At 65.2% G+C, this 25,471-nt stretch carries 24 protein-coding genes; 16 read left to right on the top strand and 8 right to left on the bottom strand.

Annotated features, from left to right (window positions below; translation table 11 throughout):
- Positions 1-131 precede the first annotated feature (131 nt).
- The 5 genes from FIU89_RS01445 to FIU89_RS01425 all read left to right on the top strand — a co-directional run bounded on the left by FIU89_RS01445 (position 132) and on the right by FIU89_RS01425 (position 4,826).
- Positions 132-977, top strand: a complete 846-nt coding sequence (locus FIU89_RS01445) for a helix-turn-helix domain-containing protein (protein ID WP_152490959.1) — start codon at positions 132-134, stop codon at positions 975-977.
- Positions 974-1,972 carry an ArsJ-associated glyceraldehyde-3-phosphate dehydrogenase gene (locus tag FIU89_RS01440; protein ID WP_152490958.1) on the top strand — a complete coding sequence of 333 codons (999 nt, stop codon included), beginning with the start codon at positions 974-976 and terminating at the stop codon, positions 1,970-1,972. Before FIU89_RS01445 ends, FIU89_RS01440 begins: the two co-directional genes overlap by 4 nt.
- Positions 1,969-3,249: an organoarsenical effux MFS transporter ArsJ gene (arsJ, locus tag FIU89_RS01435; protein WP_152490957.1), complete on the top strand. Its 1,281-nt coding sequence runs from the start codon at positions 1,969-1,971 to the stop codon at positions 3,247-3,249. Before FIU89_RS01440 ends, arsJ begins: the two co-directional genes overlap by 4 nt.
- A 346-nt stretch (positions 3,250-3,595) precedes the next feature.
- Positions 3,596-3,883 carry an HU family DNA-binding protein gene (locus FIU89_RS01430; RefSeq protein WP_057790788.1) on the top strand — a complete coding sequence of 96 codons (288 nt, stop codon included), beginning with the start codon at positions 3,596-3,598 and terminating at the stop codon, positions 3,881-3,883.
- A gap of 73 nt (positions 3,884-3,956) precedes the next feature.
- Positions 3,957-4,826: a DMT family transporter gene (locus FIU89_RS01425; RefSeq protein WP_152490956.1), complete on the top strand. Its 870-nt coding sequence runs from the start codon at positions 3,957-3,959 to the stop codon at positions 4,824-4,826.
- A 122-nt stretch (positions 4,827-4,948) separates the two neighbouring features.
- On the opposite strand, the gene aroC is transcribed toward FIU89_RS01425, so the two are convergent.
- Positions 4,949-6,052 (bottom strand): chorismate synthase, encoded by a 1,104-nt coding sequence (gene aroC, locus FIU89_RS01420; RefSeq protein WP_152490955.1) that lies wholly within the window; start codon positions 6,050-6,052, stop codon positions 4,949-4,951.
- 172 nt (positions 6,053-6,224) lie between these two features.
- On the opposite strand from aroC, the gene FIU89_RS01415 reads away from it, so the two are divergent.
- The 4 genes from FIU89_RS01415 (at position 6,225) to FIU89_RS01400 (ending at position 12,335) form a co-directional block, all read left to right on the top strand.
- Positions 6,225-7,856 carry an ABC transporter substrate-binding protein gene (locus tag FIU89_RS01415; RefSeq protein WP_152490954.1) on the top strand — a complete coding sequence of 544 codons (1,632 nt, stop codon included), beginning with the start codon at positions 6,225-6,227 and terminating at the stop codon, positions 7,854-7,856.
- A 555-nt stretch (positions 7,857-8,411) separates the two neighbouring features.
- On the top strand, positions 8,412-9,761 hold the full coding sequence (locus FIU89_RS01410) for an aminotransferase class III-fold pyridoxal phosphate-dependent enzyme (protein WP_152490953.1): 1,350 nt from the start codon (positions 8,412-8,414) through the stop codon (positions 9,759-9,761).
- A gap of 181 nt (positions 9,762-9,942) precedes the next feature.
- Positions 9,943-11,319, top strand: coding sequence for a cytochrome ubiquinol oxidase subunit I (locus FIU89_RS01405; protein WP_152490952.1), 1,377 nt, complete (start codon positions 9,943-9,945; stop codon positions 11,317-11,319).
- Between the two features lie 5 nt (positions 11,320-11,324).
- On the top strand, positions 11,325-12,335 hold the full coding sequence (locus tag FIU89_RS01400; protein WP_152490951.1) for a cytochrome d ubiquinol oxidase subunit II: 1,011 nt from the start codon (positions 11,325-11,327) through the stop codon (positions 12,333-12,335).
- A 20-nt stretch (positions 12,336-12,355) separates the two neighbouring features.
- On the opposite strand, the gene FIU89_RS01395 is transcribed toward FIU89_RS01400, so the two are convergent.
- Positions 12,356-12,643, bottom strand: coding sequence for a hypothetical protein (locus FIU89_RS01395; RefSeq protein ID WP_152490950.1), 288 nt, complete (start codon positions 12,641-12,643; stop codon positions 12,356-12,358).
- Between the two features lie 158 nt (positions 12,644-12,801).
- Here FIU89_RS01395 and FIU89_RS01390 point away from each other — a divergent pair, with 158 nt between their 5' ends.
- Both FIU89_RS01390 and FIU89_RS01385 read left to right on the top strand, forming a co-directional pair.
- A complete protein-coding gene (locus tag FIU89_RS01390; protein WP_152490949.1) occupies positions 12,802-13,218 on the top strand; it encodes a TIGR01244 family sulfur transferase in 417 nt (138 codons plus the stop codon).
- Positions 13,215-13,937, top strand: coding sequence for a 2-dehydro-3-deoxygalactonokinase (locus FIU89_RS01385; protein ID WP_152490948.1), 723 nt, complete (start codon positions 13,215-13,217; stop codon positions 13,935-13,937). The genes FIU89_RS01390 and FIU89_RS01385 overlap by 4 nt, the downstream gene beginning before the upstream one ends.
- Here FIU89_RS01385 and FIU89_RS01380 read toward each other — a convergent pair.
- Genes FIU89_RS01380 through FIU89_RS01365 form a run of 4 tightly spaced genes read right to left on the bottom strand, consistent with a single transcriptional unit; the run spans position 13,934 to position 17,833 of the window.
- Positions 13,934-14,866: a metal ABC transporter permease gene (locus FIU89_RS01380; RefSeq protein WP_152490947.1), complete on the bottom strand. Its 933-nt coding sequence runs from the start codon at positions 14,864-14,866 to the stop codon at positions 13,934-13,936. The genes FIU89_RS01385 and FIU89_RS01380 overlap by 4 nt on opposite strands.
- Positions 14,863-16,062 carry a metal ABC transporter permease gene (locus FIU89_RS01375; RefSeq protein ID WP_152490946.1) on the bottom strand — a complete coding sequence of 400 codons (1,200 nt, stop codon included), beginning with the start codon at positions 16,060-16,062 and terminating at the stop codon, positions 14,863-14,865. Before FIU89_RS01375 ends, FIU89_RS01380 begins: the two co-directional genes overlap by 4 nt.
- 6 nt (positions 16,063-16,068) lie before the next feature.
- Positions 16,069-16,863, bottom strand: a complete 795-nt coding sequence (locus FIU89_RS01370; RefSeq protein ID WP_302849002.1) for a metal ABC transporter ATP-binding protein — start codon at positions 16,861-16,863, stop codon at positions 16,069-16,071.
- Positions 16,864-16,867: 4 nt separating this feature from the next.
- A complete protein-coding gene (locus FIU89_RS01365) occupies positions 16,868-17,833 on the bottom strand; it encodes a metal ABC transporter solute-binding protein, Zn/Mn family (protein ID WP_152490944.1) in 966 nt (321 codons plus the stop codon).
- Between the two features lie 210 nt (positions 17,834-18,043).
- On the opposite strand from FIU89_RS01365, the gene FIU89_RS01360 reads away from it, so the two are divergent.
- The 5 genes from FIU89_RS01360 (at position 18,044) to rfbA (ending at position 23,049) form a co-directional block, all read left to right on the top strand.
- The gene (locus FIU89_RS01360) at positions 18,044-19,459 is read left to right on the top strand and encodes a mannose-1-phosphate guanylyltransferase/mannose-6-phosphate isomerase (protein WP_152490943.1); all 1,416 of its coding nucleotides are present in this window, start codon (positions 18,044-18,046) and stop codon (positions 19,457-19,459) included.
- A gap of 104 nt (positions 19,460-19,563) precedes the next feature.
- The gene (rfbC, locus tag FIU89_RS01355; RefSeq protein WP_152490942.1) at positions 19,564-20,130 is read left to right on the top strand and encodes a dTDP-4-dehydrorhamnose 3,5-epimerase; all 567 of its coding nucleotides are present in this window, start codon (positions 19,564-19,566) and stop codon (positions 20,128-20,130) included.
- Positions 20,127-21,176 (top strand): dTDP-glucose 4,6-dehydratase, encoded by a 1,050-nt coding sequence (rfbB, locus tag FIU89_RS01350; protein ID WP_152490941.1) that lies wholly within the window; start codon positions 20,127-20,129, stop codon positions 21,174-21,176. The genes rfbC and rfbB overlap by 4 nt, the downstream gene beginning before the upstream one ends.
- A 91-nt stretch (positions 21,177-21,267) precedes the next feature.
- Positions 21,268-22,128 carry a dTDP-4-dehydrorhamnose reductase gene (gene rfbD, locus FIU89_RS01345; protein ID WP_152490940.1) on the top strand — a complete coding sequence of 287 codons (861 nt, stop codon included), beginning with the start codon at positions 21,268-21,270 and terminating at the stop codon, positions 22,126-22,128.
- 54 nt (positions 22,129-22,182) lie between these two features.
- Positions 22,183-23,049 (top strand): glucose-1-phosphate thymidylyltransferase RfbA, encoded by an 867-nt coding sequence (rfbA, locus tag FIU89_RS01340; protein WP_152490939.1) that lies wholly within the window; start codon positions 22,183-22,185, stop codon positions 23,047-23,049.
- A 502-nt stretch (positions 23,050-23,551) separates the two neighbouring features.
- Here rfbA and FIU89_RS01335 read toward each other — a convergent pair.
- Together FIU89_RS01335 and FIU89_RS01330 are read right to left on the bottom strand one after the other, a co-directional pair.
- Positions 23,552-24,664: a site-specific DNA-methyltransferase gene (locus FIU89_RS01335; RefSeq protein ID WP_152490938.1), complete on the bottom strand. Its 1,113-nt coding sequence runs from the start codon at positions 24,662-24,664 to the stop codon at positions 23,552-23,554.
- A gap of 93 nt (positions 24,665-24,757) precedes the next feature.
- Complete coding sequence (locus tag FIU89_RS01330) at positions 24,758-25,402, bottom strand: ribonuclease HII (protein ID WP_152490937.1); 645 nt, start codon at positions 25,400-25,402, stop codon at positions 24,758-24,760.
- Between the last annotated feature and the right edge of the window lie 69 nt (positions 25,403-25,471).

Raw genomic sequence — 25,471 nt, 5'->3', positions numbered from 1 at the left:
GTTGTTCGTTGCAAACGACATGTCGGGCCAACGCACGGCACAGCTCCATGGTTCACCGCCAGGCCGGGATCGGGTCGCGGGCCGCAAGACACGCCTTGCATCCCGCTCATTACTTCAATACTTCATGAAGTATGGAAATATTGATTCCCCACCGGCTCGCCACCCTCGGCCATCCCCAGCGCATGGCGGTCTTCCGTCTTCTGATGCGGCGCTACCCCGATGCCGTCCCGGCGACCGAACTGGCCCATGCGCTCGACCTCAAGCCCAACACGCTGTCCACCTACGTGAACGCACTGGCGCAGGCCGGGCTGATCACGCGCACGCGGCAGGGCACCTCCCTGCGCTACAGCGTCGACATGACAGCGATGCGACAAACCCTCGACTATCTCATCGGCGATTGCTGCCGCGGCCGCCCCGATGCCTGTTCCACCACCTCCCTCCACACCCTTCTCGGAGTTCCCCAAATGACCGACCGCAAATACAACGTGCTCTTCATCTGCACTGGCAATTCCGCCCGCTCGATCTTTGCCGAAAGCCTCCTGCGCGCCGAGGCGGGCGACCGCTTCAACGCCTATTCGGCGGGCACCAAACCCCGGTCCGAACTAAACCCCTTCGCCCTCGATGTGCTGGAACAGAAAGGCCACGACACCTCGGTGCTCGAGGCCAAGAACGTCTCGGTCTTCCAGGGGCCCGACGCCCCGCAATTCGACTTCGTCTTCACCGTCTGCAACCAGGCCGCGAACGAGGAGTGCCCGGCCTGGACCGGCCAGCCCGTCAGCGCCCACTGGGGGATGCCCGACCCGGTGAAAGCCGAAGGCACCGACGCGCAAAAAGCGCTCGCCTTCCAACAGGCCTACGGCGCGCTTCAGAACCGCATCAAGGCGTTTACAAGCTTGTCACTCGACAGTCTCGACCGGATTTCCCTACAAAAGGCCGTGGACGACATCGCCAACATCAACAGCGGGGCCTCCGCATGACCACCTACGCCGTCAACGGGCTGGGCCGCATCGGCAAGCTGATCCTGAAACCTCTGCTGGAACGCGGTGCGCACATTGCCTGGATCAACGACGCCGTGGGCGATGCAGAGATGCACGCGCACCTTCTGGAATTCGACACCGTGCACGGCCGCTGGGACGCCGAATTTGCCCATGATTCCGACAGCGTCACCATCGACGGCACCCGCCTGTCTTTCATCGGCACCAAGGACCTGTCGGCGCTGCCTCTTGATGGCGTCGACGTGGTGATCGACTGCACCGGCGTCTTCAAGACCGAGGCCAAGCTCGCCCCCTATTTCGACGCCGGCGTGAAAAAGGTCGTCGTCTCCGCCCCGGTCAAGGACGGCGACGCCGCCAACATCGTCATGGGCGTCAACCACGACATCTACGACGCCGCCCGCCACCGCATCATCACCGCCGCCAGCTGCACCACCAACTGCCTCGCGCCTGTGGTCAAGGTCATCCACGAGAACCTGCGGATCAAACACGGCTCCATGACCACGATCCACGACGTCACCAACACGCAGACCATTGTCGACCGTCCCGCCAAGGACCTGCGCCGCGCCCGCTCGGCGCTGAACTCGATGATCCCAACCACCACCGGCAGCGCCACCGCGATCACGCTGATCTACCCCGAACTCAAGGGCCGCCTGAACGGCCACGCCGTCCGCGTGCCGCTCCTCAACGCCTCGATCACCGACTGCGTCTTCGAGGTCGAGCGCGAGACCACCGCCGAAGAGGTCAACAGCTTCTTCAAGGCCGCGTCCGAAGGCTCGCTGAAAAACATCCTCGGCCACGAGGAACGCCCGCTCGTCTCCGCCGACTACACCAACGACACCCGCTCGGGCATCGTCGACGCGCCCTCCACCATGGTCGTCAACGGCACCCACGTGAAGATCTACGCCTGGTATGACAACGAGATGGGCTATGCCCACCGCCTCGTCGACGTGGCCCTGATGGTCGGCGCCTCGCTGTGACACAGGCCTCCGCCCGCCCCGAGGGCCTCTCGGCCTATATCGCCGTCACCGCGGCCTACTGGGCCTTCATGCTGACCGACGGAGCGTTGCGGATGCTGGTGCTTCTGCATTTCCACACGCTTGGTTTTTCCCCTGTCCAACTGGCCTATCTCTTCGTCCTCTACGAGATCGCCGGCATGGTCACCAACCTCGCCGCCGGCTGGATCGCCGCCCGCTTCGGCCTGACCTCCACCCTTTATGCCGGTCTGGGGATACAGGTGCTGGCCCTCCTGGCCCTCACCCAGCTCGATCCCGACTGGGCCATCGGCCTTTCGGTCGCCTTCGTCATGGTCGTGCAAGGCGCCAGCGGCGTGGCCAAGGACCTCGCCAAGATGTCCTCCAAATCCGCCGTCAAACTCCTCGCCCCCACGACGGGCGGCGGCCTCTTCCGCTGGGTTGCCGTGCTCACCGGCTCCAAGAATGCCGTGAAAGGGCTGGGCTTCCTGCTGGGCGCAGCCCTCCTGGCTCTCATCGGCTTCACCGGCGCGGTGCTCGGCATGGCCGCCATCCTCGCCCTCATCCTCGTGGCGGTCCTCATCGCCATGCCCCCGGGCCTGCCCAGGGGCCGCAAGGGCGCCAAGTTCACCGAGGTGTTTTCCAAGTCGCCCAACGTCAACTGGCTGTCGGCGGCCCGCGTCTTCCTCTTCGGCGCCCGCGACGTCTGGTTCGTCGTCGGCATCCCGATCTACTTCTACGCCGTGCTGTCGGACGGCACCGAGGAGGGCAACCGCGCCGCCTTCTTCCTCATCGGGACGTTCATGGCCGTCTGGGTCATCCTCTACGGAGCGGTACAGGCCGCCGCCCCCCGCCTCCTGCGCGCCGCCTCGCGACCCGAGGCCGATCTGGTCTCCGCCGCCCGCTCCTGGGCCTGGGCGCTGGCCGCCGTCCCCGCCATCCTGACCGTCGCCGCGCTCGCGTCCTCCGGCCCGCAGCCATGGCTGACCGTCACCCTTGTCGCCGGCCTGCTGGTCTTCGGCGGCGTCTTCGCGCTCAATTCCTCGCTGCACTCCTACCTCATCCTCGCCTTCACCCGGGCCGAGCGGGTGACGATGGACGTGGGCTTCTACTACATGGCCAACGCCGGCGGTCGCCTTGCAGGAACCGTGCTCTCGGGCCTCACCTACCAGACGGGTGGCCTGCCCCTGATGCTCGGCACCGCGACCGCCATGGTCGCAGGCGCCGCGCTGGCCTCCGGTCGCCTCGATCCGGGCCTGGGCCAGGAACGCCCCGCCACCTAGCCTCAGCCTCCCGTCAACCGCGTCCGGCCCGTTAACCCCGGCAGATCACGACAGGCGCACCGTCGCGATACCACCCGGATACCGACGCTATACCGACATGGGTTTTCGGCCCTCCCGGCCGCTATAACCATGTTTCATTGGCGATTCCCCGCCCGGCATCCGGCATCGCCGTTTGCGCGTTGAAGGTCCCTGAATCTTGTGTAAAACGGTCCGGACACCAAAAAAACAGGCCCAAACAGCCGAAATCGGCCTTGTTTTGCTACACTATTTGTTGTGTTTGCCTACAAGATACAGTTAAATCCCGCGCAGGAGGCCCAAGAAACGGGCAGTTGAAGGAGACCAGAAAATGGCAAAACCGATGACCAAAACCCAGCTCGTTGCGGCCCTCGCCGAAGAAATGGGCAGCGACAAGAAAACCGCGACCAGCGCCCTCGACTCCATGATCGAGATCATCACCAAGGAAGTGTCCAACGGCGGCGCCGTCACCCTTCCCGGCGTCGGCAAGATCTACTGCCGCGAGCGCCCGGCCCGCATGGTGCGCAACCCCGCCACCGGCGAGCAGATCCACAAGGATGCCGACAAGGTCGTCAAGATGACGATCGCCAAGGCCCTCAAGGACAGCGTCAACGGCTGACCTTGTAATCCTGCCAGGTTTCGGAAAGGGTCGCCCCACCGGCAGCCCTTTTCAGTTCGAGGACGAGTAAATCATGGATTTTCGCGCGCTTTTCATGGGGCTGGCCTTTGCAGTGATGTGGTCCAGCGCCTTCACCTCCGCGCGCATCATCGTCGCCGCCGCGCCCCCCGTGACGGCGCTCGCCCTGCGCTTCCTGATCTCCGGCCTCCTGGGCGTCCTGATCGCCCGCGCCCTGGGTCAGTCCTGGCGCCTGACGCCCGCGCAATGGCGCGCCACGATCGTCTTCGGCCTGTGCCAGAACGCGCTCTATCTCGGCCTCAACTTCGTCGCCATGCAGACGGTCGAGGCCTCGCTTGCCGCCATCATCGCCTCCTCCATGCCGCTGCTCGTCGGCCTCGCCAGCTGGCTGATCCTCGGCCAGCGCGTCAGCGCGCTTGGCTTTGCCGGCCTCGCCGCGGGCATGGCCGGCGTCGCGCTGATCATGGGCACACGGCTTCAGGGCGGCGCCGACCTCTACGGCGTCATGCTCTGCATCGGTGGCGTCGTGGCCCTCACCTTCGCCACCCTGATGGTGCGCGGCGCCACCTCGGGCGGCAACTTCCTGATGATCGTCGGCCTGCAAATGCTGGTCGGCAGCGTTGCACTGGGCATTGTCGGGCTGTCGACCGAAACGCTCGAAATCGCCTGGTCCTGGCCCTTCATCGCCGCCTTCGTCTACACCACGCTGATCCCGGGCCTGGCCGCCACGCTGGTCTGGTTCGCGCTGGTCAACCGCATCGGCGCGGTCAAGGCCGCCACCTTCCACTTCCTTACCCCGTTCTTCGGCGTCACCATCGCCGCCCTCGTGCTTAACGAAGCATTAGGGTTCTGGGATATAATCGGCGTGCTGGTCGTCACCGCAGGCATTCTCGCCGTGCAACTGTCGCGCCAGCAAGATACCTGAGCACCGGCCCGTCTCTTCCTCTGGCCGGAAATATCCTGGGGTGAGCGTCGAAACCCCGTTTCGGCGCGAGGGGCGAAGCCCCTCACCCAATCAAACCTGCGCGGCGCAGCCGCACAATTGAGCTATCCGATCACACCGCGCGGCCCGTCGCCGACCTGCCCGCGATGCAACAGCAGGTGATCGAGCACGACACAGGCCATCATCGCCTCGGCCACCGGCACCGCGCGGATGCCGACGCAGGGGTCGTGCCGCCCCTTGGTGACCACTTCGGTCGCGCTGCCATCCATCCGGATCGACCAGCGCGGCGTCAGGATCGAGCTGGTGGGCTTGACGGCAAAGCGCACCACGATGTCCTGCCCGGTAGAGATCCCGCCCAGGATGCCACCCGCATGGTTGCTGCCGTATTCCGGGCCATTCTCGCCCATGAAAATCTCGTCGGCATTGTCGACGCCGGTCAGCCGCGCCGCCGCCATGCCTTCGCCGATCTCCACGCCCTTGACGGCATTGATGCTCATCATCGCGGCGGCCAGATCCGTATCCAGCTTGCCATAGACCGGCGCCCCCAGCCCGGCGGGCGCCCCGCGGCACACCACCTCGATCTCGGCGCCGACCGAGTTCTGCGCCTTGCGGATCCCTTGCAGGTAATCTTCCCACACCGGCACCGCCCCGGCGTCCGGCAGGAAGAAATCGTTGCGGTCGATCTCGGCCCAGTCGATCCCATCCCGGTCGATCGTCACCTCGCCCATCCGGGTCATGTAGCCCTTGACCTCCAGGCCCGGCGCAAGGCTTGCCAGCGCGGCCCGCGCCAGCCCGCCCGCAGCCACCCGCGCGGCCGTCTCGCGCGCAGAACTGCGCCCGCCTCCGCGATAGTCGCGGATCCCGTATTTCTGGTGATAGGTGATGTCGGCATGGCCGGGCCGGAAGGTCTGGGCGATCTCGCCGTAGTCCTTGGACCGCTGATCGGTATTCTCGATCATCAGCTGCACCGGCGTTCCCGTGGTCTGCCCTTCGAACACCCCCGACAGGATCTTCACCGCATCGGGTTCCTTGCGCTGCGTGGTGTGCTTGCTCTGCCCCGGGCGGCGCTTGTCGAGGAACTGCTGCAAAAACGCCTCGTCCACGGCGATGCCCGGCGGGCAACCATCCACGGTCGCGCCAAGGGCGGGCCCGTGACTTTCGCCCCAGGTGGTGACGCGAAACAGATGTCCGAACGTATTGAGGCTCATGCGGCTCCTCCTTTGGCGCCTGATCTACCCGTGCGCCCCTGCCGTCTCAAGCGAATTCGCGGCGCATGGCACAGCGCCCCCGGGGCGCGTCGCCGATTTACAATCCGCCATGGCGCCTCATAGTAGGGCAGGCCATTGAAGCCGCCCGCCCAGCAGACCAAGGAACGCCCCCATGACGGGCAAGACCCGAAAGTGCCGCCTGCGCCAGTTGGCCCGCGACACCCGCGCCGGCCTGATGGACCGCCGCGAATTCATCACGCTTGCCTCGACCCTTGGGGCCAGTGCCGCCACCGCCCATGGCCTGCTGGGTGCAGCGCGCCCCGCGCTGGCAAGGCAAGGCGAGGGCCGCAAAGGCGGCGTTCTGCGCGTAGCGATGCGCGTGCTCGACATCACCGACCCGCGCAAGTTCGACTGGACCGAGAAAGGCAATCTCGCCCGGCAGTTCTGCGAGCCGCTGGTGCGCTGGAATGCCGACTACAGTTTCTCCGGCCTCCTGCTGAAGAGCTGGGACGTGTCCGACGACGCGCGCACCTACACGCTCCACCTGCGCCGGGACGTGACCTGGAACAACGGCGACGATTTCACCGCCGAGGACGTCGTTCACAACATCACCCGGTGGTGCGACACCTCGGTCGAAGGCAACGCGATGGCGGCCCCCATGGCCGCGCTGATCGACAGCGACACGGGCCGGCTGGCCGATGGCGTGATGGCGCAGCTCGATGACCACACCATAAGGTTGACCCTGCCCCGCCCCGACATCTCGCTGATTGCCGGCATGGCGGACTATCCCGCCCTGATCGTGCACCGCAGCCACGGTGACGACAGCGACCTGGCGCAAAGCCCCATCGGCACGGGCCCGTTCGAACTGGTCTCGCTCGATGCCGGCGCGGGGGCCGAGGTGAAGCGCCGCGAAAACGGTGCATGGTGGGGCGGCGAGGCCTATCTCGACGGTATCCGGTTCATCGACCTCGGCACCGACAGCGCGGCCATGGTCACGGCCTTCGACGCGGGCCGGATCGACGTCAACGACGAGACCACCGAGGATATCGCCACTGCGCTGGACGATCTCGACCTCGTCAGAAGCAGTATGCCCACGGCCGCCACCATCGTGGCCCGGATGCGCATGGACACCGCGCCCTACACCTCGAAGGACTTGCGCAACGCGGTCCAGCTGGCCGTGGACAACGACCTTGTCCTGCAACTGGGTATCGACGGCGATGGTCTCGTCGCCCAGAACCATCACGTGGCGCCATTTCATCCCGAGTATGCCGCGATCCCCGCGAAGGCCCCCGATCCCGCCGCGGCCATCGAGATGGCCCGCGCCGCCGGGCACGGCGACACCGAACTGGAGCTCATCTCGGTCGACGGCGACTGGCGCACCGCGACCGCCGACGCCATCGGCGCGATGCTGTCCGAGGCGGGCTTCAACATCAAACGCAGGGTGGTCCCCTTGTCGTCCTTCTGGAACGACTGGACGCGATACCCGTTCTCGACCACCAACTGGGCCCCCCGCCCACTGGGCGTGCAGGTTCTGGCGCTCGCGTACAGATCGGGCGCGGCGTGGAACGAGACCGCGCATTCCGACCCGGACTTCGACGCCATCCTCGACCAGGCGCTCGGGGTCTTCGACGCGCGGAAACGGCGCGAGTACTCCGCCATTCTGCAGACCCGCCTGCGCGACAGCGGCGTGATCGTCCAACCGTTCTGGCGCAATCAGACCAAGCATTTCGCAAAGCATGTGAAGAACGACCATGTGCACCAGGCCCGGGAAATGCAGTTCGAGACCGTCTGGCTCGACACCTGAGCGCTCCTTGAGCGTCGCGCGCGCCTCGGCGAAGTTCCGAAGCTCGAAACTTTTTTTCGAGTCGCGCCCACCGCTTAGCCGAAACCGCGGGAAAAACGAATCGCCGACGATTGACCGAAACGAATCGCTTCGCCTATACCTTGTAAAACTGCATTCCAACGCACGGGGACAGGGACTTGACCCGTGCCGGCATCGGGGGACGCCGTGTTGCGGACGGCACTGGGGCACATTTTCATAACGGCACCGCGCACCCACGCGGCGGAAGCGGCATGATCCGGCCCGCGACCATGTGGTCAGGCGATACCGCCTTGGTCACGCGCCGCGGCAACATCCAACCACCATGCGAATTCGCCGCGATCCACATATCGCGGCACACCACGACCGGACGGGAAGAAACACACCCGGCGCGGTGATCCTACAACGCGGCAGGAGGGAATGAGGGGCCGAACCAACGGCCCCCTTTCTTTTGCGCCCCTCACCCTTTGGGGTCACTGGACAGAACCCCGCCGTGGTGCCACGTTTGATCAAATCCGCGACTCAGTGACGGGGGCTCCCATGAAAGACGACAATTTCCTGCGCGAGATGAACGCACGCCACCTGTGGCATCCCATGGGCCATCCCGGCGAGCAGCAACAGAACGCGCCCACCATCATCAAGAGCGCCGAGGGTGTCGAGATCACCGATATCGAAGGGCATCGCGTGGTGGATGCCGTGGGCGGGCTGTGGTGTACGAACCTTGGCTATTCCAACGACGCCATCAAGCAGGCCATTTCCGATCAGCTGTGGCAATTGCCCTATTACTCGGCCTTCGCCGGCACCTCGAACCCGCCCGCGATCGAGGCCTCCTATGCCGTGCAGGAATTCTTCGCCGAGGACGGCATGGCCCGCGTCTTTTTTACCTCCGGCGGGTCCGACGCGGTCGACACGGCCCTGCGCATGGCGCGCCAGTACCACCGCCTGCGGGGCGAGCCTACGCGCACCAAGTTCCTGTCGCTGAAAAAGGGCTATCACGGAACCCACTGGGGTGGCGCGTCGGTGAACGGCAACAACCGCTTCCGCATCACCTACGAGCCGCTTTTGCCCGGCTGTTTCCACCTGCCCAGCCCCTACACCTATCGCAACCCCTACCATGAGACCGACCCGGCCAAGCTCGCCGAGAAAATCGCCGCCGCCATGGTGGACGAGATCGAGTTTCAGGACCCCAGCACCATCGCCGCCTTCATCATGGAGCCGATTCAGGGCGCGGGCGGCGTCATCGTGCCCGACGCCAGCTTCATGAAGCACATGCGAGATATCTGCGACCGCTATGGCATCCTCATGATCTCGGACGAGGTGATCTGCGGCTTCGGACGCACCGGCGACTGGTCGGGGGCCCGCCACTGGGGCGTGAAGCCCGACATGATGACCGTCGCCAAGGGCATCACCAGCGCCTATTTCCCCGTGGGCGGCGTGTTGCTGAGCGACAAGGTCGCGGACGTGTTCGAGACCGCCGACGCCAGTGGGGCAATCTGGACCGGCTATACCTATTCTGCACATCCCGTGGGCGCCGCCGCCGTTGTGGCCTGCCTGTCCGAGACGACGCGGCTGGACACCAAGACGAACGCCGCAGAGCGCGGGACACAGCTGTTCGAGGGCGTGCAGCGCCTGATGGAGAAATACGACATCATCGGCGATGTCCGCGGCGGCCACGGCCTGATGACCGGGATCGAACTGGTCAGCGACAGGTCCGCGAAAACGCCGATGGACGCGGCGACCGTCAAGAAGGTCCACCAGGCCACGTACGAGGCCGGCGCGATGGTGAGGATCGGCGGCAACAACCTTCTGATGTCACCGCCCCTGATCATCACGGAAGCCGAAATCGACCAGGTTCTTTCCGCGCTGGACACGGGCTTTGCGGCAGCCTGACCCAAGCGTGCAGGCCAGCGCCTGCCGTAAGCTGCACCTGCCGCCTTGCCGGCGCCATTCGCACAGGTTCCGTCGCCTGCTGCGCCCTCTGGTCGCAACCAGCGGAAATCCGCGGTTTTTGCCCTAGGTCTGTGACAACACAGCCAGGGCGGCCTGCAAGCATGTAGGCATCGCGAGGACAATGGACACACTCATACTTTCGCGCATCCAGTTCGGCGCAAACATTTCCTTCCACATCCTGTTCCCCACGATCACGATCGCCTTGGGATGGGTGCTGCTGTACTTCAAGCTCAGATATACGCGCAGCGGGGAAGACCGCTGGATGGACGCCTATCGCTTCTGGGTCAAGGTCTTCGCCCTCAGCTTCGGTCTGGGCGTCGTGTCGGGTATCACGATGTCCTTCCAGTTCGGCACCAACTGGCCCGGCTTCATGGAAACCGTGGGCAACATCGCCGGACCTCTGCTGGCCTACGAAGTGATGACCGCCTTCTTCCTCGAGGCGGTGTTTCTGGGCATCATGCTGTTCGGCATGTCGCGCGTGCCCGGATGGTTGCACACGCTGGCCACGTTCCTGGTGGCCTTCGGCACCACGATGTCGGCCTTCTGGATCCTGGTTCTGTCAAGCTGGATGCATACCCCCGCCGGGTTCGAGCTTCGAGATGGCGTGGCCCACGCAACCGACTGGTGGGCGATCATCTTCAACCCGTCGATGCCCTATCGCGTCGTGCACATGCTTCTTGCCTCTGGATTGACGGTCGCCTTTCTGCTGGCCGGTATCTCCGCCTATCGCTGGTTGCGCGGGGACCGGGCCGGGGACGTGCGTACCGCCGTGGTCACGGGGATCGGGCTGGGTGCCCTGCTGATCCCCTTGCAGATCCTTGCCGGCGACTTCCACGGCCTCAACACGCTTGAACACCAGCCCGCCAAAGTCGCCGCGATGGAGGCCAACTGGAAGACCGGGCCGAACGTCCCTCTCGTGCTGTTCGCCATCCCCGACGAGATGGCGCGCGAGAACCATTACGAGATCGCCATCCCGAACCTTGCCTCTCTTATCCTGACGCATCACGCGGATGGCGTCGTGCCCGGTCTGAATGAGTTCGTCACCGACGATGGCGCGAAAACCCACCCGCCTGTCGCGCCCGTCTTCTATGCCTTCCGCGTCATGGTCGGCACCGGCCTCACGATGCTGGTCCTCAGCTGGTCCGCGGCCGCCTTCATGATCTATCGGCGTCGCGGTCCCGAGGGACTGCCGAAACCGCTTCTCTGGGCGCTGGTCCCGATGACCTTCTCCGGCTGGATTGCAACCCTCGCCGGCTGGTACACGACCGAGATCGGCCGGCAGCCCTGGCTGGTGACGGGCGTCATGACCACCGAGCAGGCAGTGGCGGATGTCCCCAGCCCGATGGTCGCCACGACGCTGGCAGTCTACCTGACGGTCTATGTCGCGCTTCTGGTCGCTTATATCGGCGTGCTGTTCTACCTCGCCCGGAACGGCCATTATGCGAAGAAACGCGGCCGGCCCGACGTGCCCGGCATGAACCCGACCCCGGCGGAGTAGCCCCCATGGACGCTTTCGGAGACCCGGCAACCTGGCTGCCCTTCACCTTCGCAGGCCTGATGGGGCTTTCTATCCTGGTATATGTCTGCCTGGACGGCTTCGACCTGGGCCTCGGCGTGTTGTTCCCCTTTGCCACGGACACCGAGAAGGACAGGATGGTGGCCTCGATCGGGCCGTTCTGGGACGCCAATGAAACCTGGCTGGTGCTGGCCATCGGGATCCTGCTGGTCGCGTTCCCCGCCGCCCACGGGGTCATCCTGACGGCACTCTACCTGCCGGTCGCGGTGATGCTGGTGGGGCTCATCCTGCGCGGCGTGGCGTTCGAGTTTCGCGCCAAGGCGCCGGCGCGGCGCAAGCGGCTCTGGGACCTGTCGTTCTTCTGGGGCAGCCTCATGGCCTCGCTGTCGCAGGGCTTCATGCTGGGCCTTTACGTCATGGGCCTTGTGATCAGCCCGTTTACCCTGATCTTCGCCGCGACGACCGCGGTTTTTCTGACGGTGGCCTATTCCTTCATCGGGGCCACGTGGATGATCCTCAAGGCCGAAGGCAACCTTCAGGTCAAGGCAATCCACTGGGCCCGACGCGGGATCTGGGGTGTCGTGCTCGGGCTCGGGGCGGTGTCGCTGGGCTCGCCCTATGTCAGCGCCCGCATCTTCGAAAAATGGTTCTCTTTCCCCGAGCTTTACCTGCTTGCGCCGTTGCCACTTGTTTCCGCGGGCCTGCTCCTGGCGCTGTGGTGGGTCCTCAGAACGCTTCCCAGGGAAAACGACGCGCTTTCGTTCCTGCCTTTCAGCCTCACAATTGCGCTTTTCACGCTCGGCTTCGTCGGCATGGCGTATTCGTTCTATCCCTACGTCGTGCCCGAGCGTCTGACCCTCTACGAGTCGGCCAGCGCACCGGAAAGCCTGATGATCATCCTGGTCGGCACGCTCCTCGTGCTGCCGATGATCATCGGATACACCGTCCTGTCCTACGTGGTTTTTCGCGGCAAGGCGACCGATCTGCGCTACGACTGACCCGGGCGCGCCGCGACAGGTCAGCCAAACCGCTTCCACGCATCCTGCATCGCCTTGGACATGTCGTCCCACGCCTTGTCCGCACCGGCCTTGATGTCGTTCCAGGCCGCGGACTGGTTCTTCTGCAACTCGCTCAACTTTTCCTGAAGTTCATCGCGGCGGCTGCGCAGATCCTTGAGTTGTCGCTCGTACTCGATCTGGGAATCGGCCTGCGCCTTCTCGGCCTGCGCCCGCAGCTTGTCGATATTGGCCTGCCATTCCTTCATCTGGGCCTCTAGCTTCTTGGTGTAGGCGTCCTTGTCCGTCATGTTGGTCGATCCTCCCATTCAGTGCGGTCAATGACCGTGAGACTCGGACTATAGCACGGATCGGGCGTGCGTGCCGACAGGCCGCAAACATCCAAGGCCAGCATTGAAATCCGCCCCCGTTTGCGCCCATATGGGCCCATCGGAACAGGAGCCAAGCCATGGACATTCGCCCCCTGACCAAGGAATTCGCGGTCTCGCCACAGATCGACGCGGCCCATATCAAGGAGATCGCCGGCGCCGGGTTCCAGTCGATCCTGTGCAACCGCCCCGATGGCGAAGAATTCGGCCAGCCAGAGTTCGAGGCAATCGAGCAGGCGGCGAAGGCCGAGGGCCTGGAAATCCGCAGCATTCCGATCATCTCAGGCATGATCACCCCCGAAGCGCTGGCCGAATTCGACGCGGCGCTCAAGGACCTGCCCAAGCCCATCCTGGCCTATTGCCGAAGCGGGACGCGCTGCACCATGCTTTGGGCCGCGGTCGAACACGGTCGTCGCGACGACAGCGAGATCATCGACCGCGCCGCCAAGGCGGGATACGACGTGGCCCCGCTGGTGCGCCAGATGCAGGCGCGATGACCCGCTGGATCGCGCTCGTTCCCGATAATGCCGGCCAGTGCGGATACCTTGTCGAGGGCGACCGCGTCCTGAGACATGCCACCGGATCCTCCGAGGAGGCGGTGCTGGCAGAGCTTGGCGACCCACCGCGCATGGTACGGCTGGGGGACGGACCTCCCGATCGGCTGCCCACCGGCATCCTGCCGAAGACCGGCGATACCCTGAGCGCGCTCGAACAGGCCACCCCGCCCGACATCATCAGCGCCAGCGTGCGTCTGTGGATCGCCGGTGCGCTGGCAAGCCGCGTGCATTGGGACGGCGTGATATGCGCCACGCAATCCGACGTGACGCACTGGATCCACATCAGCGCCGGCGAAGCGGTCAGCGTCCAGACGGTTCTCACCCCACGCCTCGTGACCGCGCTCGGCGGTACCGCATCAGCCGATCCCGATGCACTTGCAGACACGCTGAGCCGGCCAGAGCGCCTTGCCGCGCATCTGCGTCAGGCGGAAATCTCGGGCGACCGCGCGGCGCTGACAGGTCATCTTCTGGGCGCGGAACTGGCCGCCACCCGACCCTATTGGCTGGGACAGGAAGTGTTGGTGATCTCTGCCAAACCTGCGCCACACATGACCGCCCTTGCCGCACAAGGGGTGCCTGCCACAGCGCTGGCGCCCGGCGATCTCGTCGCATCCGGGCTTGCGGCGTTGAGCCGCGCGCTGGGGCTGACAGACGGCTAAGATGCCGACGCGCTGGCGCCGCTCCGGTGGCTGCAGGGGCCGAACGCGGCGGCCAGCCCCAGGATGGCCCCTGAAACTGTCGCGATCATGCCTGCCGCGCTGACCGCATCGTCGAATCCCAACCAGAGCGGCCCGTAGCCTGCCAGCACGTAGCCCAACACCGCCGAGACCACGGCGAAACCGACCGACCATGCCACCTGCGCCTCAAGGCCGTTGGTGACCATCCGTGCGGCCGCGGGCGGGCAGATGAACATGGCGATCACGATTATCGAGCCGACCGCGTCGAACGCCGCGACCGCCGCGATGGCTGCTACCACGACCAGTCCCAACCCGATCAGGCTGACGGGCAGGCCCATCGTGCGGGCAAACCCTTCGTCAAAGGTCGACAGTTTCAGCGGTCGCCAGAAAACCCATGTCAGCGCGATCACCAGCACCAGGGTCAGGGCCATCCGGGACAACTCGGGCGGAAGGCCCCGCAACGCGCCGATGTCCCAAAGCGACGCCCAACCCTGCGCATCCAGCCAGATCAGGCTTTCAAGATTGCCGTAAAGCGCGTGTTCGACATCAAGATGTACCGAAGAGGTGTCCGACTGTTCCAGCAACAGGACACCGCCTGCGAACATCGCTGTAAACACCACGCCCATCGCCGCGCCCGGCTCGATCCCGCCCAGCCGCCTGATCGCTTCGATCAGGCCGACCGCCACAAGCGATGCGCCGCCCGCGCCCAGCATCATGGGCCAGGCCGAGACCACGCCGGTCACCAGGAAGGCCACCACGATCCCCGGCAGAACCACGTGACTGATCGCATCGCCGATCAGCGCCTGTCGCCGCAGCAACAGGAAATTGCCGGGTATCGCGCAGGCCACGGCGGCAAAGATGCCGATCAGCATCGGCGCCAGAGACAGAACAACGAATTCCTCGCCCATCACGACACTCCCTTCGGCCGCAACTCGCGGTCCAGCGCACCCAGCTGATCCGGCGTCAGGACATCGTCCAGCGGTGTCAGCCCGTCATAGCTTGCCGCCGCTTCCTCATAGGCCGGGTTCGAGCGCAACACCTGCCAGCGTCGCTCGTCGCGCAGGGCCTGTGCCGCTTGCGCCTGTCCCAGCTCGGTCGCCACGCCATCCGCCCGGATCAGCCCCCGGCGCTGCATCAGGCGCAGCGTCAGGCCCTCGTAGATCGGTTGCCCCTGCGCCAGGGCCAGCAAGCCCTGCCGCTCATGGACCCGCGCCCGGAACCGCTGATGTTTCAGCACCGCGGCAAGAACGCCGCGATTGGGCGCCGCGAACAGGGACAGGGTGAACAGGGCGAAGGACACCAGGACGATGATCGGTCCCGTGGGCAGTGCCGGCGCCGTGGCCGAGAATGCCGCGCCCGCGTAACCGGACAGCCCGCCGATCACGCCGGCCAGGATCACGACCCGTCCGACCCGGTCGGTCCAGAACCGTGCCGCGACCGCCGGAATGATCAGCAGCGCGACGATCAGGATCAATCCCACGACCTTCAGACCCACGACGGTGATCGCCAGCGCCAGGCCCATCATTGCCAGCTCGACCCGCGGAACATTGACCCCCAGGCTCGCCGCGAACACGCGGTCGAACGCAACCATCGTCATGGGCCGCCGGAGCGCGGCAACCAGCAGCAGCACGATCGCGCCGCCGGACGCAATCACCACCGCGTCCTGCCGCAACATTCCTGCCGTCGACCCCAGCAGAAAGCTCTCCAACCCCGCCTGCCGCCCGGAACTCATCGACTGGATCACCGTCAGAAGAACGATACCGAACCCGAAGAACACCGACAGGACGGCGCCGATCGCCGCATCCTCCGACAGCCGCGTCCTGTTGGTCAGGGCGCTGACGCACAAGAGGCCGACCGCCGCCGAAAGGGCCGATCCCGCCAGAAGGCCCGGCAGCGCCCTGCCGTCTCCACCCAGTGCCACCATCGCGACGAAGGCAAGCGCGACCCCTGGAAGGGTCGCATGGCTGATCGCGTCACTGACCAGCGCCCTTTTGCCCAGAAACAGGAACGTGCCCGTGGCGCCGGCGGCCATGCCAAGCAAGGCGGCGCCAAGCGTCACGAGCGTGGCGTTGTATCCAAGTTGCAGCGTCAGTGCGTCCCAAACCATCGCGAATTATCCCAAGGCGCCCATCTGGGCCGTGGCCAACCGTCCGCCATACGCCTCCTGAAGGTTGGCGCGGGTAAAGGCATCGGCCACCGACCCTTCGGCAATCTTGCTGGTGCTGATGACGAAGACGCGGTCGAAATACTCGGTGACCGTCGACAGGTCGTGATGCACCGCGACCACCGTCTTGCCCAGTCCGCGCAGGTCCTTCAGCACGGAGATTATCGCCGTCTCGGTCGCGGCATCGACCCCCGCGAAAGGCTCGTCCAGAAGATAGAGGTCCGCATCCTGCGCCAGGGCTCGCGCCAGGAACACCCGCTGTTGCTGACCGCCGGACAATTGCCCGATCTGCCTGTCCGCAAAGCCGTCCATACCCACGCGCTCGAGACAGTGCAGCGCGGCTTGCATGTGCTTGGTTCTTATCCGCCCCAGCAGGCCGAGGTCCCGGTATTGGCCCATCAACACCACGTCCAGAACCCGCGCGGGGAAATCCCAGTCCACGCTGGCCCGTTGCGGCACATAGGCGATCCGGGCCCGCATCTTTTCGAGCGCCTCGCCCCACGCCGTGACCCGCCCGGAGACTGGCTTGACGATCCCCAGCGCGGCCTTCAGCATTGTCGACTTGCCCGCGCCATTCGGCCCGATGATGGCCGTCATCGCGCCTTGCTGAAACGTCGCATCCAGGGAAAACACGGCAGGCTTTTCCCCGTAGGACACGGTCAGGCCACGCACCGCGAGCGGGCTTGCCGCCAGCGCATCGCGATCCTCGCGCTCGGCCTCGGTCGTTACCACCTTCACGGTCACCGCCTCAGCTCCCTTCCGCCAGCTTGCCCTGCATGCCGCGGTCTGGCACCTCGCCGCCCAGCGCCTGGGCAATGGTCGTGACATTGTGGTCGATCATCCCGATATAGGTGCCGGTATACGTGCCCGGCGCACCCATCGCGTCGGAAAAGAGCTCACCCCCGATCTTCACCTCGTGGCCCTGCGCCGCCGCCCCTTCGATCAGGGCGCGCACGTTGCGGTCGCTGACGGAGGTTTCGACAAACACCGCCCCGATGCCGCGCTCCACCAGCATATCGGCCAATGTCCTGATCCGGTTCAGCCCGGCCTCCGACTCCGTGGAGATGCCCTGAATCCCGACGACTTCGAAATCATAGGCCTCGCCGAAATAGCCAAAGGCGTCATGCGCGCTCAACAGGACGCGAGCAGAAGACGGCACCGTCTCCAGCACGCGGTGCGCATAGGACGCCAGGGCGTCCAGTTCCTTCAGGTAGGCGGCTGCGTTCGCCGCGAATTGATCGGCGTGATCCGGCGCCACATCGCTCAACGCGTCACGGACGCCATTCACCACGTAGGCCCAAAGTTCGGGCACCATCCAGACATGCGGGTCGAACTTGTCGGCGTAATCCTCATGCGCGATCCGCCGGTCCCGCGGCACGCTTTCGCCCACCGGCACCGCGGTCCCGCGTTCGTCCAGCTTCAGCAGGAACTCCTCCATTTGCGCCTCGAGGTACAACCCGTGCCAAAGAACCACGTCGGCGCGCAGGGCGGCCTGGATGTCGGTTCGGGTCTGGCGATAGGAATGCGGATCGATACCCGCACCCATCAGCGCCGTGACCTCCACGAGGTCGCCTCCGACACGCCGCGCGGCGTCGGCGATCATCCCGGTTGTGGCGACCACTGACAGAGCCGCGCCTTGCGCCCGCAGCGGCGTCCCGGCCAGAGCAGCGGCAGACAGCGAGGTGATCAACAGATTTCGGCGAGACAATTGCATGATTTCAGAACTCTCTTTGAGGCGCTTAAAATGATTATGCAAGTCATTCTCACAAAGTCAACCCGGTGCGGTGCCCCAATCCGCCGCGACGGGAACGGAAAATAGCGAAAACGCGGACTGTAAGTGTCACGTCTTGCGCTGTAATAGCGGATCGGCAAGATTTCGGTTTCGACTGAACGATCCTTAATGGTGAAAATAAGGTAAGGCGACATGATCACACCAGTGCTTTTGTGCGGCGGGTCCGGGACACGGCTTTGGCCGCTCAGCCGGAAATCCTACCCGAAACAATTTGCGCCGGTCTGGGATCAGGGCACGCTTTTCCAGCGGACAGCGCAGCGTCTGTCGGGCCGGGATTACACCGCGCCCCTGGTGATCACCGCATCCGATTTTCGCTTCATTGTCGCGGAGCAGTTGCAGGAGGTCGGCATAGATCCCGGCACGATCATGCTGGAACCCGATGGGCGCAACACCGCTCCGGCCATACTTGCCGCCGCGCTTTACCTGTCGAAACAGGACCCGGACGCCCTGATGCTCGTCGCGCCGTGCGATCACGCGTTCAACGACGCGGAGGCCTTTCGCGCCACCGTGCAAGCCGGCGTGCCTGCCGCGCTCAAGGGCGATCTGGTCACGTTCGGCATCACCCCCAGCTATGCCGAAACCGGCTACGGCTATCTCCAGCTTGCCGCAGAGCCGGACGGCACCACCCCCGTGGCCCTTTCGCGGTTCGTCGAAAAACCTGATGCCGCGCGGGCAGCCGAGATGGTGGCCGATGGACGTCACCTGTGGAACGGCGGGATCTTCCTGTTCCGCGCCAGCGATATCCTGACAGCCTTCGACGCCAGTGCGCCGACTCTCGTGGAACCCGTTCGCGCGGCACTGGAGGGCGCACAGCCCGACCTTGGCTTCCTTCGCCTCGCGCCCGAGCCCTGGGCGCGCGCCGAGGACATCTCGATCGACTTCGCTGTCATGGAACGCTCGAAGAACCTGTCGGTGGTTCCGCTGTCGCACGGCTGGTCGGACCTTGGCGGCTGGGACGCGATATGGCGCGAAAGCCCACAGGATGAAAAAGGTGTCGCCACCAGTGGCCCCGCCACGGCATTGGAGTGCGAAAACACGCTTCTGCGTTCTGAATCCGACAGGCTCGAACTGGTCGGCATCGGTCTCAAGGATATCGTGGCCGTCGCCATGCCCGATGCCGTCCTGGTGGCACACGCCTCGCAGGCTCAAAGTGTGAAGAAAGCCGTCGACGCGCTGAAGAAAAAGTCCGCCGCGCAAGCAACGCAGTTTCCCAAGGACCACCGCCCTTGGGGCTGGTTCGAAAGCCTCGCGCGTGGCAAGCGATTCCAGGTCAAGCGCATCCACGTGCATCCCGGCGCCGCGCTCAGCCTGCAAAGCCACAACCACCGCTCCGAACACTGGATCGTGGTCCAGGGCACCGCCAAGGTGACGATCGACGGCAAGGAAGAGCTGATCACGGAAAACCAGTCGGTCTACATCCCGCTTGGCGCGGTCCACCGGATGGAAAACCCCGGCAAGGTGCCAATGGTCCTGATCGAGGTTCAAACCGGCAGCTACCTGGGCGAAGATGACATCATCCGCTACGAGGACGTATATGCGCGGTCATAGGCCCGTAGCGGCCGTCTTAACCGCTGCAAAGGTGCCATCGTCGCGTCGTGACATCGTCCCGATCGGCTGATACTACCGGAACGATTTCAAGCGGAGGCGCGCCTGTGAACATCACCGAAACTGCCTTGCCGGGCGTATTGCTGCTCGAGCCGGCCCGCTTCGGCGACGCCCGCGGCTTCTTCAGTGAAAGCTGGAGCCGCAAGACGCTGGCGGCCCATGGAATCGAAATCGACTTCGTTCAGGACAACCACTCGCTGTCAGCGCAAACCGACACGGTGCGCGGCCTGCATTTCCAGTCGCCACCCCACGCCCAGGCCAAGCTGGTGCGCTGCGGGCGCGGGCGGCTGTTCGATGTGGTCGTCGACATCCGCAAGGGCAGCCCCACCTACGGGCAATGGCTGGGCTACGACCTCAGCTTCGAGAACGGCCTGCAGCTTCTGATCCCCGAAGGCTTCCTGCACGGGTTCGCCACGCGCGAGCCCGCCACCGAAATCGTCTACAAATGCAGCGATTACTATGCGCCCGAATGCGATGGCGCGGTGTTCTTCGATGATCCCGATATCGGCATCGACTGGAACCTTTCCGGCGCCGCGGTCCTGTCGGAAAAGGACGCGGCCGCGCCGCGCCTGGCCGAGTTCGACAGCCCCTTCGTCTGGACGGGTGCGCCATGAAGCTGCTCGTGACCGGCGGCGCCGGGTTCATAGGATCGGCCGTGGTGCGCCTGGCCATCGCGCGCGGCCACGCGGTGGTGAACCTCGATGCCCTGACCTATGCGGCCTGCCTGGACAACGTGGCCCCCGTGGCCTCCGATCCCGGATACAGTTTCGTCCAGGCCGACATCCGCGACCGGCCCGCGCTCGATGCCGCCCTGGCCGAACACCAGCCCGACGCGATCATGCACCTGGCCGCGGAATCCCATGTCGACCGCTCGATCGACGGACCGGGTGCGTTCATCGATACCAATGTCATGGGCACCTACACCCTGCTCGAAGCGTCTCGCGACTATTGGGAGGTCCGGGGCCGCCCCGAGACCTTCCGGTTCCATCACATCTCGACCGACGAGGTCTTCGGCTCGCTCGGTCCGACCGGCATGTTCACCGAGACCACGCCCTACGATCCGCGCTCGCCCTACTCGGCCTCCAAGGCGGCCTCGGACCACCTGGTGCGCGCCTGGCACGAAACCTACAGCTTGCCGGTGGTGCTCACCAACTGTTCCAACAATTACGGCCCCTACCACTTCCCGGAAAAGCTGATCCCGGTGATCATCCTCAACGCGCTGGCCGGCAAGCCGCTGCCGATCTACGGCGACGGATCAAACGTGCGCGACTGGCTTTATGTCGAGGATCACGCCGACGCCCTGCTGACCGTGCTGGCGAAAGGCGTCGTTGGCGAAAGCTACAACATCGGTGGCGAGAACGAGCGCACGAATCTCGAACTGGTCCAGTCTCTCTGCGCGATCCTCGACGACAAGCGCCCGAAGGCCAGCGGCTCCTACGCGGATCAGATCACCTTCGTCACCGACCGCCCCGGCCACGACGCCCGCTATGCCATCGACCCCACGCGCATCCGGCAGGAACTGGGCTGGCGCCCGTCCGTCACCGTCGAAGAAGGGCTGGAGCGGACCGTGCAGTGGTATCTGGACAACGAGGCGTGGTGGCGCGCATTGCAGACCCGCGACGGCGTCGGGCAACGTCTTGGCGCAGGGGGCGTGCGATAGGCCCCGGGACAAACCGTTTGGCAGAACCGCGCGTCAGGGACTATCGACGCGGGGGCCCGTCAGCCGGGTCAACGCAATTGGAGCACGACGGATGAGCACACTCGTTTTCGGCAGCTCGGGCCAGGTGGCAACCGAACTGCGTCTCTCGGCACCCGACGCCAGGTTTCTGGGACGCGACAGCGCAGACCTGGCCGACCCCGCCGCCTGCGCTGCCGCGATCGCCGCGCACCGTCCCGACCTTGTGATCAACGCCGCTGCCTACACCGCCGTCGACCGCGCCGAGGAGGAAGAGGCGCTGGCCCACGTCATCAACGCCGACGCCCCCGGCGCGATGGCGCGCGCGGCGGCGGAGCTGGGCGTGCCCTTCGTTCATATTTCCACCGATTACGTCTTTGCCGGCACCGGCACCCGCCCCTGGGCACCCTCCGACGCGACCGCGCCGCAAAACGCCTATGGCCGCACCAAGCTGGCGGGCGAAGAGGCGGTGCGGGCCGCCGGCGGCGTCCACGCCATCCTGCGCACCTCCTGGGTGGTGTCGGCGCACGGGGCGAATTTCGTCAAGACCATGCTGCGCCTCGGGGCCAAGCGGGACGCGCTGACCATCGTCACCGATCAGGTGGGCGGGCCGACGCCCGCGCGCGACATCGCGACGGCCTGCCTGCGTATCGGCGACGCGCTGCGCCACGATCCTGCGCTGTCGGGCACCTTCCACTTCTCGGGTGCGCCCGATGTCAGCTGGGCCGATTTCGCCCGCGCGATCTTCGACAAGGCCGGGCTGAACTGCGCGGTCACGGACATCCCCACCGCGGACTATCCGACCCCGGCGGCCCGGCCATTGAACTCGCGGCTGGATTGCACCAGAACCGAAAGCGTATTCGGCCTGTCACGCCCCGACTGGCGCGACGGCCTCGACGACATTCTGAAGGCCCTGAAGGAGGCGCAAGATGCTTGATCTGACGACGCAACTGCGTGACCGCGGGACCGGCCCGTGCCCGGAGGGATGCGCATGACACGCAAGGGCATCATCCTCGCCGGCGGCTCCGGCACGCGGCTCTACCCGATCACGATGGGCGTCTCGAAACAGCTTCTGCCGATCTATGACAAGCCGATGATCTATTACCCGCTCTCGGTGCTCATGCTGGCCGGTATCCGCGAGATTGCCATCATTACCACGCCCCAGGATCAGGCCCAGTTCATCCGCACGCTGGGGGATGGCGCCCAGTGGGGCCTCAGCCTGACCTATATCGAGCAACCCTCGCCAGACGGGCTGGCCCAGGCCTATGTCCTGGCCAGGGATTTCCTCGCCGGCGCCCCGTCTGCGATGGTGCTGGGCGACAACATCTTCTTCGGCCACGGCCTGCCGCAACAACTGGCCGAGGCCAGCGCGATCGAAACCGGCGGCACCGTGTTCGGCTACCGCGTCGCAGACCCCGAGCGGTATGGCGTGGTCGATTTTGCCCCCGACGGCACGGTGAAGACGATCATCGAAAAGCCCGCCAGACCGCCCTCGAACTACGCGGTCACCGGACTTTACTTCCTCGACGGCACCGCCCCCGAACGGGCCGCCAGGGTGCAGCCGTCCGAGCGTGGCGAGCTCGAGATCACGTCGCTTCTGGACATGTACCTCGCCGACGGGCAACTGACCGTCCAGCAAATGGGCCGCGGCTATGCCTGGCTCGATACCGGAACCCACGGCTCGCTTCTCGATGCGGGCAACTTCGTGCGTACGCTGTCGGAACGCCAGGGCCAGCAGGTCGGCTGCCCCGAGGAGATCGCATATGAGCAGGGTTGGATCAACGCCGAGGATCTGGCCCGGCGCGCGCGGCTGTTCAAGAAGACCAATTACGGGGCCTATCTGAAGGGGCTTCTCTGAGCCTCGGAACAATGACCATTCCGGAGGTTGGCGTGTCGCGGCGCGGCGATGTGCGACGGTGCAGCGATCGGCACCCTGATTCCGCTCAGGGCGCCTGGTTATCAAGGTCTCCATTGCGGGACGATGCCGCGGTTCACGACGGAGGCGAGCGTCAGCCCCTGGGGTGGCGATCCAACGGCAACTATGAAGCACTTTATGTCTGCCAAAGACATCCTCAGAATGATCGTTGCACCCAGCCTCAGCCAAATCGCCAGCCCACGGGAGGGGCTGACGATGGCCGGGCCGCTTCGCGGCTGTTAACCGGCTGGGCGCTCGACACCAGGGTCTCACGATGGCCTCTGAACTGCCATCTCCAAGTGTAGTGACCCCCCGCCACAGAACCCGCCTCACGCGCCTGGTGTAACCGCCATGAAAAAGCCCCCGCCAACAGGGGCGGGGGCAAGGTGAGTGCCATGTGTCAGGCCACAGGCACCGGCGGTGTTCTTGAATGTCCTGGGACTGGCTAGTTGGCGCGGTCGGCCATCTCGGCCCGGATCTGCTGCCGGAACACGTCGATGGACACCGGCTTGCCGTCGCGCTTGATGCACCAGTACGTCCAGCCGTTGCAGCTGGGCGCGCCTTCCAGCGCGGCACCGACCTGGTGAATCGACCCCTTCACGTCATCGCCCACCAGCGTGCCATCGGCGCGCAGCTTGGCCTTATGACGTCCGTTCATGCTCAAGAGTTCCTCGCCCGGCCGCAACATGCCCCGCTCGATCAGCTGGCCAAACGGCACCCGCGGCTCGGCGCGCTTGCTGGTGCTGACCTGCAACGCCGCGCGGTCGTATTTGCGCACCGAAGCCAGCCGTTTCTCGGCCACTTTGCGATAGGCCGCCTCGCGCTCGATCCCGATGAACTCGCGCCCCAGCATCTTGGCGACCGCGCCCGTTGTGCCGGTGCCGAAAAACGGGTCCAGCACCACGTCACCGGGATTGGTCGTGCCCAGAAGGACCCGGTGCAGCAGGCTCTCGGGCTTCTGCGTCGGATGCGCCTTGTCGCCTTGCTCGTCCTTCAGCCGCTCGTGCCCGGTACAGATCGGCAGCACCCAGTCGCTGCGCATCTGGATGCCTTCGTTCAGCGATTTCAGTGCCTCGTAGTTAAACGTGTATTTCGCCGCCTCGTCCCGGCTCGCCCAGATCAGCGTCTCATGCGCGTTGGTCAGCCGCTTTCCCCGGAAATTCGGCATCGGGTTGGACTTGCGCCACACCACGTCGTTCAGGATCCAGAAGCCCGCGTCCTGCAACGCCGCGCCGACCCGAAAGATATTGTGATAGGACCCGATCACCCAGATCGCGCCATTGGGCTTCAACAGACGCCGCGCGGCCTTCAGCCAGTCGCGGGTGAAGCGGTCATAGACCTCGAAACTGGCGAACTGGTCCCACGCGTCATCGACCGCGTCCACCTGGCTGTTGTCCGGCCGGTGCAGGTCGCCGCGCAATTGCAGGTTGTAAGGAGGGTCGGCGAATATCAGGTCGACGCTGCCTTCCGGCAGGCCGTTCATGACCTCGATACAATCTCCACCAAGGACAGTATTCAACGGGAGCGTTTCCACGCCCTTCTTGGTCTTTGTCGTCATCTTTTCTGCCTCTGTCCCGGCGCCTTGTTGTGCGCTCTGGTCGTTGACGCCAAGGATGAGTCAAAGCGGATTCGCGGTCAATTTCTTTTTGAATCAGTCGGTTAGGTTTTTTTCTTGATACAAGATATTGTGGACCGGCTTGAACGAACGTCTATGGTGTGGGGTCGGCCCGAGATTTTGCAAAGCGGCCATGTGGCTTTTCGAGCCATACCCTGCGTTGGTCTCCCAACCATAGCCCGGATACTGTTGCGCCAAATCCCACATGATGCGGTCGCGCCTCACTTTTGCCATAATCGAGGCCGCCGAAATCGACAGGCAAACCGCGTCGCCCCTGACGATCGCGCGCCCCTCGCAGGGCATGTCGCGGGGCAGAAGGTTGCCATCGACCAGCGCCAGGCAGGGCGGGCGCGACAGCCCCGCCAGCGCCCGCGTCATTGCCAGATGCGAAGCCCGCAGGATGTTGATCTCGTCGATCTCCTCGACACTGGCATGGGCCACCGAAACCTCGGCCACCTCCAGGATCGCGTCGTGCAGAGCCTCGCGTCGCTTCGCCGTCAGCATCTTGGAGTCGTTCAGCCCCTCGGGTATGCGCCCGGGCGCCAGGATCACCGCCGCCGCCGTCACCGGCCCGGCCAGAGGGCCGCGCCCGACCTCGTCCACCCCGGCCACTTGCAACGCGCCAGCGGCCAGCGCCTCGGTCTCGAACTGAAAATGGGGCCCATGCACGGTTATGCTCATGGGCCCTTCAGTAGTCGCGTTTTCATGGAAGGAAAAGAAGGGAGGCGCACGAAGGATGCTTCGAGCCGC

It is taken from the genome of Roseovarius sp. THAF27, assembly GCF_009363655.1.
Lineage (GTDB): Bacteria > Pseudomonadota > Alphaproteobacteria > Rhodobacterales > Rhodobacteraceae > Roseovarius.
This window is presented reverse-complemented; position numbering and strand designations above follow the sequence as displayed.

What these genes read in the sequence shown, in the direction of transcription:
- FIU89_RS01445 (WP_152490959.1), top strand. Translation starts at nt 132, where the DNA reads ATGGAAATATTGATTCCCCACCGGCTCGCCACCCTCGGCCATCCCCAG.
- FIU89_RS01440 (WP_152490958.1), top strand. Translation starts at nt 974, where the DNA reads ATGACCACCTACGCCGTCAACGGGCTGGGCCGCATCGGCAAGCTGATC.
- FIU89_RS01430 (WP_057790788.1), top strand. Translation starts at nt 3,596, where the DNA reads ATGGCAAAACCGATGACCAAAACCCAGCTCGTTGCGGCCCTCGCCGAA.
- FIU89_RS01425 (WP_152490956.1), top strand. Translation starts at nt 3,957, where the DNA reads ATGGATTTTCGCGCGCTTTTCATGGGGCTGGCCTTTGCAGTGATGTGG.
- aroC (WP_152490955.1), bottom strand. Translation starts at nt 6,052, where the DNA reads ATGAGCCTCAATACGTTCGGACATCTGTTTCGCGTCACCACCTGGGGC.
- FIU89_RS01415 (WP_152490954.1), top strand. Translation starts at nt 6,225, where the DNA reads ATGACGGGCAAGACCCGAAAGTGCCGCCTGCGCCAGTTGGCCCGCGAC.
- FIU89_RS01410 (WP_152490953.1), top strand. Translation starts at nt 8,412, where the DNA reads ATGAAAGACGACAATTTCCTGCGCGAGATGAACGCACGCCACCTGTGG.
- FIU89_RS01405 (WP_152490952.1), top strand. Translation starts at nt 9,943, where the DNA reads ATGGACACACTCATACTTTCGCGCATCCAGTTCGGCGCAAACATTTCC.
- FIU89_RS01400 (WP_152490951.1), top strand. Translation starts at nt 11,325, where the DNA reads ATGGACGCTTTCGGAGACCCGGCAACCTGGCTGCCCTTCACCTTCGCA.
- FIU89_RS01395 (WP_152490950.1), bottom strand. Translation starts at nt 12,643, where the DNA reads ATGACGGACAAGGACGCCTACACCAAGAAGCTAGAGGCCCAGATGAAG.
- FIU89_RS01390 (WP_152490949.1), top strand. Translation starts at nt 12,802, where the DNA reads ATGGACATTCGCCCCCTGACCAAGGAATTCGCGGTCTCGCCACAGATC.
- FIU89_RS01385 (WP_152490948.1), top strand. Translation starts at nt 13,215, where the DNA reads ATGACCCGCTGGATCGCGCTCGTTCCCGATAATGCCGGCCAGTGCGGA.
- FIU89_RS01375 (WP_152490946.1), bottom strand. Translation starts at nt 16,062, where the DNA reads ATGGTTTGGGACGCACTGACGCTGCAACTTGGATACAACGCCACGCTC.
- FIU89_RS01365 (WP_152490944.1), bottom strand. Translation starts at nt 17,833, where the DNA reads ATGCAATTGTCTCGCCGAAATCTGTTGATCACCTCGCTGTCTGCCGCT.
- FIU89_RS01360 (WP_152490943.1), top strand. Translation starts at nt 18,044, where the DNA reads ATGATCACACCAGTGCTTTTGTGCGGCGGGTCCGGGACACGGCTTTGG.
- rfbB (WP_152490941.1), top strand. Translation starts at nt 20,127, where the DNA reads ATGAAGCTGCTCGTGACCGGCGGCGCCGGGTTCATAGGATCGGCCGTG.
- rfbD (WP_152490940.1), top strand. Translation starts at nt 21,268, where the DNA reads ATGAGCACACTCGTTTTCGGCAGCTCGGGCCAGGTGGCAACCGAACTG.
- rfbA (WP_152490939.1), top strand. Translation starts at nt 22,183, where the DNA reads ATGACACGCAAGGGCATCATCCTCGCCGGCGGCTCCGGCACGCGGCTC.
- FIU89_RS01335 (WP_152490938.1), bottom strand. Translation starts at nt 24,664, where the DNA reads ATGACGACAAAGACCAAGAAGGGCGTGGAAACGCTCCCGTTGAATACT.
- FIU89_RS01330 (WP_152490937.1), bottom strand. Translation starts at nt 25,402, where the DNA reads ATGAGCATAACCGTGCATGGGCCCCATTTTCAGTTCGAGACCGAGGCG.